Here is a 9,463-nt window from a genome sequence, read left to right on the forward strand (position 1 = left end):
CGAACAAAATACACGTTTTTGTACTTGAATTCTTGAGCGTGGCATGACAATATAACCCTCTACCTGTTGAATTTATTCAACTTCAATACGGTCAGGAGGGCTTGTGAGGCGAAAAATCAATCGACAAATGTCCATCTTCGAGCTCATGCATACCAGCGCCATCGCCAAAGAGCTGCGCTGCATTTCGCAGATTCTGGATCACACGCCGGATATCCTCGATGCTGTTCACCGCGATCTGCTTCAGGGTCGGCGCGAGGATACCGGGCGCTGCGGGCTGACGGCTGACCAGGTGCTGCGCTGCGCCGTTCTCAAACAGTATCGCGAGCTGACCTATGAGGAACTGGCCTTCTACCTGGAAGATTCCGTCGCCTTCCGCTCTTTTGCTCGCCTTGAGATGGGCGTTTATCCCCGCAAGTCGATCCTCCAGGACAGTATCAAGAGCTTGACGGAGTCAACCTGGGAGGCCTTGCACCACCTGATCCTCGGCTACGCCGCCGGGACGAGAATCGAGACGGGCAAGAAGGTGCGCATCGACTCCACCGCCATTGAGACCAACATCCATCATCCCACCGACTCCTCGCTGCTGTGGGACGGTATTCGGATCATGACCCGTTGGATGGTCGAGGGCCATCAGCTCAGGCCTCGTCCGGATTACCCATTTTCCGATCATCGCCGGGTAGCCAAAAAGCGCGCCCTAACCATCCTCAATGCCCGCAAGCAGGAAACCCGCGTGGCCGCTTACCGCGACCTGGTGGAGGTAGCCCGCAAGGTCTGCGGCTATGCCCGGGAGGCGATCCCCGTTCTGGGCGCCTACCAGGGCGACAGCTTCCAAGACGGCTGCACCGCGCACCTTCTGGCACAGCAGCTGGAGCGCGCCCTGCGCATTCTCGAAAAGGTCATCGACCAGACCAAGCGGCGTGTTTTTCGCGACGAAAAGGTTCCGGCCTCGGAGAAAATCATCTCCTTTTTCGAGAGCCACAGCGACATCATCGTCAAGTCGCGCCGCGACACCGAGTACGGTCACAAGGTCTTTTTTACCGGTGGCGCCTCCAATCTGATTCTGGACTGCGTGATCGCCCGCGGCAATCCCGCCGACAGCGATCAATACATCGACATGCTGGAGCGCCATCAGCAACGTTTCGGCACCATGCCGCGCCAGGCCAGCGCCGATGGGGGCTTTGCCTCCAAGGACAATCTGTCGTTTGCCAAAGAGCATCAGGTCAAGGATGCCGTCTTCTCCAAGCGGCGCGGCCTTGGGGTGCTCGACATGGCCAAGAGCAATTGGGTCTACAAGCGCCTGAAGCACTTTCGCGCCGGGATCGAGGCCAATATTTCCGCCCTGAAACGGCGCTTTGGCCTGACCCGCTGTACCTGGAGCGGATGGCGCGGATTCAGGCGCTATGTCTGGAGCAATGTCGTCTCGTACAACCTGCTGGTTCTGGCACGCATCGAACTGGCCCAGGGCTAACGCGACAAAAAAGGCTGTAAAACTCGCCCCCGACAGGAATCGTGCGTCCTTATGCCGCACTTTTGGGATAAATCGGGGGTGCTATGAGACTCAACAATTTCGAAACCCTGCGGATCTGGCATTTGTCTTGCCGCCAGAGTGGCCACGCCTGACAAAAACCGGGGTTTCCGGATGGACACCAGCTAAAAAGAAAGCAAAAACGCCTATCAGGGCTCCAAGCAATGAACCAACCCAGCCCCGACGCCCAAAATGCTTCCAAAGCAGAAAGAAAAACCAGGCATTCCATACCAGAATGCCCGGACCGGCACTTGGATTGATTGGTTGGCCTGCGAAGGCAGGAATAAATAACCCCGCATATGCCAAGATCAATAAGACGCCGACAATGATAAGCCATATTTTTTTCGAATTACCCTTTGGCACCATCACCGGCCCTTGTTCTTGAACAGGCTCTGAGTTCATACACTTCCCTCCATGCTTAACGGTTCATGATAACCGGCGGCGACGAACTGCTTGCCAACCACCGCAATTTTAGATTTTGCTTTTCAATTTAACACAGACGTATTTTCCGTCCGGTTGATTAGTTTGTTAGCCCAATGGAATGTTTTGCAATAGAGAATTCAGTAACCTTGAACCGTTAGAGCTGAATAGCCAGATGAAGCCAAATAAATTCAAAACCACGGTTACCCAAAATACAGACCTGAATGATTCTTTTTTTGTCTTATGACGTAAATTTTGTTGAGCCACTAATGCGCCAGGCCAACCGCCAGCAATTGAAAACAGGTGCAAAGTGCTTTCCTGAGTTCTCCATTTACCTTTTTGGGCGGCGGATTTGTCTAATGCGTATGCAATATACGTAAGGATGCTTAACGATGTGTAAATAATAAGGATATGTATTGGAAACTTCCCACTCAGCACCGTAGCTGCTACAGAACCTAAAAACAGTATTGCTAATACAATAGGAAATTTTGCCGTACTTTTGTTTTCGTGTTTAACAGGCTTATCCTCTGCGCGAGTTGCGTTTATGGCACATGGACGACCTCGTTTGTCTGAGGATTCACTGTAATTGACTTTTTGACCAATCTCGGGTTGGCGATGTCGATTGCTGAAGTCTTTAATGTGGACAAAAATTTGCTTTTCACCAGAGGCAGGTGAAATAAAGCCGAATTCTTTATCTTTGTTCCACGATGTAATTGTCCCTCTTTTTCTCATATCAATTTCTTTTAAGGGCTAACGCCGCGTTTCACCGGACGGCGGTTAATCAGTAGGATTTTTGTTTAATGGAACAGCAAGTGAGCAGGTACAGCATTTATTAACCGCAGGATATAGCCTCTCCGTGTGCAAACGCATTGTTAGCCGGACTGCCCACTCTCCCACGCTTGAGCGTACTCCTTACAACCACGCGCCATAGGGACCAAGACAGTGTCTATGGAAAGTGGGAACTCAGTCGCTGCAGCAGAATTGACACCTTCGACCCCGTAGTGCGTCACCATGGTCTCGTGTAGCCTCCGCTCCACATCGTCGGTGCTATTGTAGCGACCCGACGTATGCGCGAGTACATTCCTCAGCCTTCGAACAATGTTGACGTCCTGGAATCCGGGCAGATTCTCGTTAAGCCTCCCTTGGTCCTGAGTGGGTATGACCCCATGATACTCAAGTAGTGCACACAGCCGAATAACGAAGTTTTGGTTTATCCAGTGACCGATCGCGTTGATGGCATGCACCTGGTCGAGTGTGACCAGCTTAGCAAATCGGAATTCTATATTAATTCCTTCTTGCTGATAATAAGGGGCTGTTGAGAATGAGCCGTGGTCAACTGCGGATTCATTCATATAAGGGAAGACCGCACGGGTTCTAAACAGGTACTCCATCTGTTGTTCGATCTGTGCAGGGATATCAATGGCGGATGGCAATTCAGCTCTCCTTCTCGGACAGGCTAACGTAAAGGTCACCGGCGGCGACGGGACGGTCCGGCCTGGTAGAAACCTAAACGGAAACCGCCACTGTCTCACCCGTCCGAGTGAAGCGACTTGTTAAGGGCTACCTCTTGTGGTACAGTAAAACGCACATGTACAGAAATGGAGGTGACAGCATGGAAGCAATTTCTTATACCAAAGCTCGCAGCAACTTGGCCAAGGCCATGGAAAAAGTCTGTGAGGACCACTCCCCTATCATTATCACCCGTCGCAATGAAAACTCGGTTGTGATGATATCCCTTGAAGACTACCAGGCCCTTGAAGAAACGGCTTATCTGCTGCGAAGTCCTAAAAACGCCCGGCGACTCCTGGAATCAATTGCTGAACTTGAATCCGGCGGAGGAGTAGAGCGGGAGTTGAGCGAATGAAGCTGGTATTTTCCGAAAATGCCTGGGACGATTACCAATATTGGCTGCGAACCGACAAAAAACTCCTCAAACGCCTCAACTCGCTAATTCGGGATATTCAACGCTCTCCATACGAAGGGATCGGTAAACCCGAACCTCTCAAACACGGTTTATCTGGCTATTGGTCACGTCGCATTACCGACGAGCACCGCATTGTCTATAAAGTCGATGACGATGCAATTTTCATCGCCCAGGCAAGATACCACTACTGATCATCGCGCCACCCTTAACGTAAAGGTCACCGGCGGCGACGGGACGGTCCGGCCTGGTAGAAACCTAAACGGAAACCGCCACTGTCTCACCCGTCCGAGTGAAGCGACTTGTTAAGGGCTACCTCTTGTGGTACAGTAAAACGCACATGTACAGAAATGGAGGTGACAGCATGGAAGCAATTTCTTATACCAAAGCTCGCAGCAACTTGGCCAAGGCCATGGAAAAAGTCTGTGAGGACCACTCCCCTATCATTATCACCCGTCGCAATGAAAACTCGGTTGTGATGATATCCCTTGAAGACTACCAGGCCCTTGAAGAAACGGCTTATCTGCTGCGAAGTCCTAAAAACGCCCGGCGACTCCTGGAATCAATTGCTGAACTTGAATCCGGCGGAGGAGTAGAGCGGGAGTTGAGCGAATGAAGCTGGTATTTTCCGAAAATGCCTGGGACGATTACCAATATTGGCTGCGAACCGACAAAAAACTCCTCAAACGCCTCAACTCGCTAATTCGGGATATTCAACGCTCTCCATACGAAGGGATCGGTAAACCCGAACCTCTCAAACACGGTTTATCTGGCTATTGGTCACGTCGCATTACCGACGAGCACCGCATTGTCTATAAAGTCGATGACGATGCAATTTTCATCGCCCAGGCAAGATACCACTACTGATCATCGCGCCACCCTTAACGCCAGAGTTCAACCGCGCGAGGTACGAGCGTCGGTTGGAGCGTCTTGTTGGGCCTGATTTGGGATATGCACAGCTTCCGCATGCAACTTCAAACCCAGCGCTGCCATAACTTTTAGGATTGTGTCGAACCCGGGAGTTCGCTCTCCGGAAAGCGCCTTGTAAAGACTCTCACGAGACACGCCTGCATCGCGTGCTACTTGCGACATACCTTTTGCACGGGCAATGTCACCAAGAGCTTTGGCTATGAACGCGGCGTCACCGTTTGCTTCCTCTAAGCAGGCTTCCAAATATGCAGCCATTTCTTCAGGGGTACGGAGATGCTCAGCAACATCGTAGCGGGAGGTACCTGTCTTTTTCATGGGATATCCTACAGGTTACGGGCAAGGCGCAGAGCGGTTTTGATGTCTTTTGACTGGCGGCCTTTGTCACCGCCAGCCAACAGGATCACCAACTCACGTCCTTGCTGTTTGTAATACACTCGATAACCGGGGCCATAATTGATTCGCAACTCAGAGACACCTTCACCTACGGGCTCTACGTCCCCCGCATTCCCAGCAGCCAACCGTTCAACTCTCGCCAGAACACATGCACGCGCCCGAATATCGCGCAGCCCGTCGAGCCATTTGGCATAAACGTCCGTTTTGCGAATCTCCATCATTTCCCCACTGTATCCCCCTGGCTACACTTTGTCAACCAAACCCTTAGCCCAACGGCTTGGTGACCGGCTGCGTCGTGCGGGTTCAATTTCGTAGAGACCTCTACGAGAACCTCCCCTGCTTCACCAGTCCGGTCGACTTGATGGTTGAGCACGGTTATCGCAGCACCTCCTCAATCGTGGAATGGCCCTTGGTGTAATCACCACAAGTCCATTGCCAATTTTCAACCAATCGTAATCGACCGTCGGCCAATACCTCAGGTTGGGACCAACAATTGCCCGTCATGATCTGGCCATGTTGGTTTATATGGCTGTATCTCATGTCGAGGCAACCGTCAGGCTGTACTTTGGCAATCAATGTTCCGAATCGAATCGACCCACCTTCATAAGACGCCCAGACCACATCTTCTTTTTGGTGATAGTGGAAAATCGTACTTTGGTCCACCTCACCGGTGTCCGAATTTTCTACGGATCGGAAAAGGCGATCATTATAGTTGATATCTCGCATGACTCGCTCTTGCTCAACAATAAATGGAAGGATCCTTATAAAACGACAAAATAAAAATATTTGCCCTTATAAAAAACCGGCCGACCGTTACAATTTTCCTTATTTTTATAATACTTACGAATCTTGCATGATTTATTTTGGTGGTTTATACGGACCCGGATAAAACAACTGACTGCTAAATCAAAGATCATCAAAAGGGCTCTGAACTCCTGCCGGGCCGCGATTAAGGACATGGGTATAGATCATGGTGGTTTTGACATCCTCATGACCTAATAACTCCTGGACAGTGCGAATGTCATATCCGCTTTCCAGCAAATGAGTGGCGAAGGAATGACGAAAGGTATGGCATGTCGCACGTTTGACCAGGGATGCTTTTATAACCGCCTCGCGGACAGCTTTCTGTACAAGTGATTCATCCATGTGATGCCGTCCCTGTTCACCTGTTTTGGGATTTTGCCACCGGTTGGCCTGCGGGAAGACCCACTGCCACCGCCATTCCTTGGAGGCATTGGGATACTTCCTGCCCAGGGCGACAGGCATTTCGACCCCGCCCCAGCTGTCACTTAGATCACGATCATGAATCGCCTTCACTCTCTCAAGATGCGATTGAAGAGGAATCTTGAGGGAATCAGGTAACATGGTAACCCTGTCCTTTGCCCCCTTGCCGTGGCGAACCAGAATTTGATTTTTCGAAAAATCAATGTCCTGCACCCGAAGTCGCATACATTCCATCAGGCGCAGGCCGGTGCCGTACATGAGTGAGGCGGCGAGCCACTTATCATCGGACAAATTGTCCAGCACCAACTTGACTTCCTCTCGAGTCATGACAACGGGAACCCTCTTGGGTTTTCGGGCACGGATTACATCACCCAAATCGCCGATCTCGCGGCCGATGACATGCCGATAGAGGAAAAGAAGTGCGGATAGTGCCTGGTTCTGGGTTGACGCACTAACCTTGTGCTTGACAGCCAGGTGGGTGAGAAAGGCATTGATCTCCGGCTCGGCCATTTCCGCCGGGTGGCGGACGTTGTGAAAAAAAATGTACCGTTTTACCCACTGATGGTAGGTGCTTTCCGTTCGAGGGCTGTAATGGCGGGCGCGGAGGGCTTCTTTTAGCCGGTCCAGCAGTTTCGGGGAGCTTTGATCGCGGGCGGGGGCCTTTGGCCGGGAGTCGCTCAAAGAGCGATACAAGTCCGCATCCGAAGATTCCTTGCATAGGATGCCGGACTCACCACTTGAAACGAAACCGGCAAGGCACTCCGATAATGCAGCGACCATGCTCCCCCCCCTGTTGAAATCATTTCATGAGCATTCTTTTTAACTTTTTAATCTCTAAGCGTCAATCTGTATTTTTAGTGGGATTGCCCCGGAAGATTGCCCCGGGGTCGGTTGCCCAGGGGTTGCCCTGGGGGTCGGACCGAACTAAGTGTTTAATATTTAATAGAAATCACTCCAAAAGTGGCAATTATTTGGTGCTATACTCGATTTTTTGGGGGGGGTTATTTTCGTAAAAAATTCTTACATTTCAGTGGGTTCACTTGGTCCGACCCCCGAGAGTGCCTAATGTGGCCCGGCCTGAAAGAGGGACGGCAACAGAGATCTTATCCCTTGCATTTCATTAATTCGTTCGCACACTGTTCCGGCGATTCATTCCGGCAAAAAATCCGAATCCACAGCTCGAGCGAAACCATTTGAAACACGGTCGCAGGGTTGGAAGAAATCATCTCACGGACCTTCTCTTCCGATCCTTGGGGCCACTTGAATAAATCCGCCACGGCTCCGCCACGGAGTAGTTGTTCCGACCCCTTCCATAAATTAACCGGCACTCCGAAGCCGACCTTCGTGCCGCCCGCAATCTCCGGGGGTAGCCAATTCCGGGCCGCATACCGAGCCAGCCGCTTATTGATCCCTCGGCTGAATTTGGCGTGCATCGGTGCATTCAGCCCAAAATCGATCAGTCGGTTATCCAAAAACGGAACCCTCAGCTCGATCGAATGCGACATCATCATTTTATCGCTACTGAGCAAACTGGTTCCCAGGTGCGAATGAAAATCCTCAAAGCTTTGAGCCAGAAATGCACGATCCTGCAACCGGTTCAGCGGGCTTAGTTTATCAAAAAACTCCCGGCAACGAACTGCACGTTGCATCCCATCAAGCGCCCACGCGCCCGCACCGGAAAAATCACCCTGCATCAAGAAGAACCGGCTTCCGGACGCCCTGGCGATCAGGCGATCCAGATCCTCGGCGCGGGAAAACCGCGCCAGATTGTGGCTCAAACGGCTCAAACCGGGCACCCAGCGCATTATCGCTTGATTTCGGGCCATCTGCTGACCGCGGCGATACATTTTTGCTTGCCATTTGTAGCCGCCAAACAGCTCATCCGCCCCATCTCCTCCGAGCAACACTTTAAACCCGTCACGATGTGCTGCGTGCGCAATCGCCCGGGCCGGAAGGTTACAACTGAAAAAGTTGGGATGTTCATTATACTGAACACAAAATGGCCAGTCCCGGAAAAGGTCTCCCCGGGAATACGGCACCCGTCGCAATTCAACCCCAGTATGCCGGCAAACGATCTCCGCTCGGTCGGCCTCTCCGGCGGGGTCGCCCTCCATGTCTGCCACATACGCAACCCGTTCAGGGTACTCCCGCGCGGCCATTGCGGTGACCAAAGAGGAGTCCAGTCCGCCGCTGCACATGATCGCCAGCGGTGCATCACTGACCAACTGAGAGCGAACACTCTCCAGCAAAAGAGACTCAAATTCATCTGCGATCGACTCCAGATTGCGACGGGACTGTCCGGTAATCCTTCCGGGGTCCACCGCACTCAGCAAATCGAAATACGGCAGAACCTCCTCGCCCGCCGCCGAAAATTTCATCAGGCTGCCGGGAGTTACCAGCGAAACGGATTCAAAAGGGGTCCAACTCCCCGCCAAACGCCCGAACATGCCCTGCGTCGTCAGGGCATGCATATCCGGGCGGCAGGGAATCGCGGGGTGAGCCAATAGAGCTTTCACCTCAGAGGCAAAGGTTAATACCGAACCGGATACGGCCCAATACAGCGGCTTAATGCCCGCACGGTCCCGGGCCAGCCACAAGGCCTTCGCGCGGAGATCATAATAGGCCAGTGCAAACATCCCGTTAAATCGAGGCACCGCGCGTTCAACCCCCCATTCGCACAACGCCTGAAAGACAACCTCCGTATCCGAGGTACCGCGAAACGTATATCCCAGCGCCTCGAGCTCCCGGCGCAATTCGATAAAGTTATAAATCTCCCCATTATAAACCAGGACCCCGGGCGACCCGACAAACGGCTGGTGTCCTCGATCGCTCGGATCAAGAATACTCAGACGACGCACCCCCAGGCAAATCTCCCCATCCGTCCAGCTCCCTCCATCGTCCGGCCCCCTATGGATCAGGGCGCGCAACATTTTTTCAATAATTGATGAATCCGCCGCTGCTCCATTCCGATTCCAGAATCCTGCCAGTCCGCACATCGCTTCTCCTTACCGCGAGGTGATAGGATGACAAGTCATCCTTTTATAAGCCCG

The 9,463-nt window shown here is 52.3% G+C and carries 13 protein-coding genes; 5 read left to right on the top strand and 8 right to left on the bottom strand.

What is annotated here, in order from left to right:
• The first annotated feature begins 103 nt into the window (after positions 1 to 103).
• Entirely contained in the window at positions 104 to 1,468 is a 1,365-nt protein-coding gene (locus tag A6070_RS13085; protein ID WP_072286188.1) for an ISNCY family transposase, read from the top strand.
• Between the two features lie 90 nt (positions 1,469 to 1,558).
• On the opposite strand, the gene A6070_RS13090 is transcribed toward A6070_RS13085, so the two are convergent.
• From A6070_RS13090 to A6070_RS13100, 3 genes are all read right to left on the bottom strand, one after another.
• The gene (locus tag A6070_RS13090; RefSeq protein WP_072286189.1) at positions 1,559 to 1,927 is read right to left on the bottom strand and encodes a hypothetical protein; all 369 of its coding nucleotides are present in this window, start codon (positions 1,925 to 1,927) and stop codon (positions 1,559 to 1,561) included.
• Positions 1,928 to 2,053: 126 nt separating this feature from the next.
• On the bottom strand, positions 2,054 to 2,677 hold the full coding sequence (locus A6070_RS13095; RefSeq protein WP_072286190.1) for a DUF1294 domain-containing protein: 624 nt from the start codon (positions 2,675 to 2,677) through the stop codon (positions 2,054 to 2,056).
• Positions 2,678 to 2,817: 140 nt separating this feature from the next.
• A complete protein-coding gene (locus A6070_RS13100) occupies positions 2,818 to 3,378 on the bottom strand; it encodes a hypothetical protein (protein WP_072286191.1) in 561 nt (186 codons plus the stop codon).
• Between the two features lie 179 nt (positions 3,379 to 3,557).
• On the opposite strand from A6070_RS13100, the gene A6070_RS13105 reads away from it, so the two are divergent.
• From A6070_RS13105 to A6070_RS13120, 4 genes are all read left to right on the top strand, one after another.
• Positions 3,558 to 3,809: a type II toxin-antitoxin system Phd/YefM family antitoxin gene (locus A6070_RS13105; RefSeq protein ID WP_072286192.1), complete on the top strand. Its 252-nt coding sequence runs from the start codon at positions 3,558 to 3,560 to the stop codon at positions 3,807 to 3,809.
• Entirely contained in the window at positions 3,806 to 4,060 is a 255-nt protein-coding gene (locus A6070_RS13110) for a Txe/YoeB family addiction module toxin (RefSeq protein ID WP_072286193.1), read from the top strand. The genes A6070_RS13105 and A6070_RS13110 overlap by 4 nt, the downstream gene beginning before the upstream one ends.
• 170 nt (positions 4,061 to 4,230) lie before the next feature.
• The gene (locus A6070_RS13115) at positions 4,231 to 4,482 is read left to right on the top strand and encodes a type II toxin-antitoxin system Phd/YefM family antitoxin (protein WP_072286192.1); all 252 of its coding nucleotides are present in this window, start codon (positions 4,231 to 4,233) and stop codon (positions 4,480 to 4,482) included.
• Positions 4,479 to 4,733 carry a Txe/YoeB family addiction module toxin gene (locus A6070_RS13120; protein WP_072286193.1) on the top strand — a complete coding sequence of 85 codons (255 nt, stop codon included), beginning with the start codon at positions 4,479 to 4,481 and terminating at the stop codon, positions 4,731 to 4,733. The genes A6070_RS13115 and A6070_RS13120 overlap by 4 nt, the downstream gene beginning before the upstream one ends.
• A gap of 27 nt (positions 4,734 to 4,760) precedes the next feature.
• Here the strand turns inward: A6070_RS13120 and A6070_RS13125 are convergent, their stop codons facing one another.
• The 5 genes from A6070_RS13125 to asnB all read right to left on the bottom strand — a co-directional run bounded on the left by A6070_RS13125 (position 4,761) and on the right by asnB (position 9,409).
• Positions 4,761 to 5,111, bottom strand: coding sequence for an addiction module antidote protein (locus A6070_RS13125; protein ID WP_072286194.1), 351 nt, complete (start codon positions 5,109 to 5,111; stop codon positions 4,761 to 4,763).
• Positions 5,112 to 5,119: 8 nt separating this feature from the next.
• Positions 5,120 to 5,410, bottom strand: coding sequence for a type II toxin-antitoxin system RelE/ParE family toxin (locus tag A6070_RS13130; protein WP_072286195.1), 291 nt, complete (start codon positions 5,408 to 5,410; stop codon positions 5,120 to 5,122).
• A 154-nt stretch (positions 5,411 to 5,564) separates the two neighbouring features.
• Positions 5,565 to 5,915, bottom strand: coding sequence for a n-acetylglutamate synthase (locus A6070_RS13135; protein WP_072286196.1), 351 nt, complete (start codon positions 5,913 to 5,915; stop codon positions 5,565 to 5,567).
• Positions 5,916 to 6,095: 180 nt separating this feature from the next.
• Positions 6,096 to 7,193 carry an integron integrase gene (locus tag A6070_RS13140; protein WP_083558496.1) on the bottom strand — a complete coding sequence of 366 codons (1,098 nt, stop codon included), beginning with the start codon at positions 7,191 to 7,193 and terminating at the stop codon, positions 6,096 to 6,098.
• 323 nt (positions 7,194 to 7,516) lie between these two features.
• A complete protein-coding gene (gene asnB, locus A6070_RS13145; RefSeq protein ID WP_072286198.1) occupies positions 7,517 to 9,409 on the bottom strand; it encodes an asparagine synthase (glutamine-hydrolyzing) in 1,893 nt (630 codons plus the stop codon).
• Positions 9,410 to 9,463 lie beyond the last annotated feature (54 nt).

Source organism: Syntrophotalea acetylenica, from assembly GCF_001888165.1.
GTDB classification, from domain to species: domain Bacteria; phylum Desulfobacterota; class Desulfuromonadia; order Desulfuromonadales; family Syntrophotaleaceae; genus Syntrophotalea; species Syntrophotalea acetylenica.

Coding starts and splice junctions, on each gene's coding strand:
- A6070_RS13090 (WP_072286189.1), bottom strand. CDS start 1,927: ATGAACTCAGAGCCTGTTCAAGAACAAGGGCCGGTGATGGTGCCAAAG.
- A6070_RS13095 (WP_072286190.1), bottom strand. CDS start 2,677: ATGAGAAAAAGAGGGACAATTACATCGTGGAACAAAGATAAAGAATTC.
- A6070_RS13105 (WP_072286192.1), top strand. CDS start 3,558: ATGGAAGCAATTTCTTATACCAAAGCTCGCAGCAACTTGGCCAAGGCC.
- A6070_RS13110 (WP_072286193.1), top strand. CDS start 3,806: ATGAAGCTGGTATTTTCCGAAAATGCCTGGGACGATTACCAATATTGG.
- A6070_RS13115 (WP_072286192.1), top strand. CDS start 4,231: ATGGAAGCAATTTCTTATACCAAAGCTCGCAGCAACTTGGCCAAGGCC.
- A6070_RS13120 (WP_072286193.1), top strand. CDS start 4,479: ATGAAGCTGGTATTTTCCGAAAATGCCTGGGACGATTACCAATATTGG.
- A6070_RS13125 (WP_072286194.1), bottom strand. CDS start 5,111: ATGAAAAAGACAGGTACCTCCCGCTACGATGTTGCTGAGCATCTCCGT.
- A6070_RS13130 (WP_072286195.1), bottom strand. CDS start 5,410: ATGATGGAGATTCGCAAAACGGACGTTTATGCCAAATGGCTCGACGGG.
- A6070_RS13135 (WP_072286196.1), bottom strand. CDS start 5,915: ATGCGAGATATCAACTATAATGATCGCCTTTTCCGATCCGTAGAAAAT.
- A6070_RS13140 (WP_083558496.1), bottom strand. CDS start 7,193: ATGGTCGCTGCATTATCGGAGTGCCTTGCCGGTTTCGTTTCAAGTGGT.
- asnB (WP_072286198.1), bottom strand. CDS start 9,409: ATGTGCGGACTGGCAGGATTCTGGAATCGGAATGGAGCAGCGGCGGAT.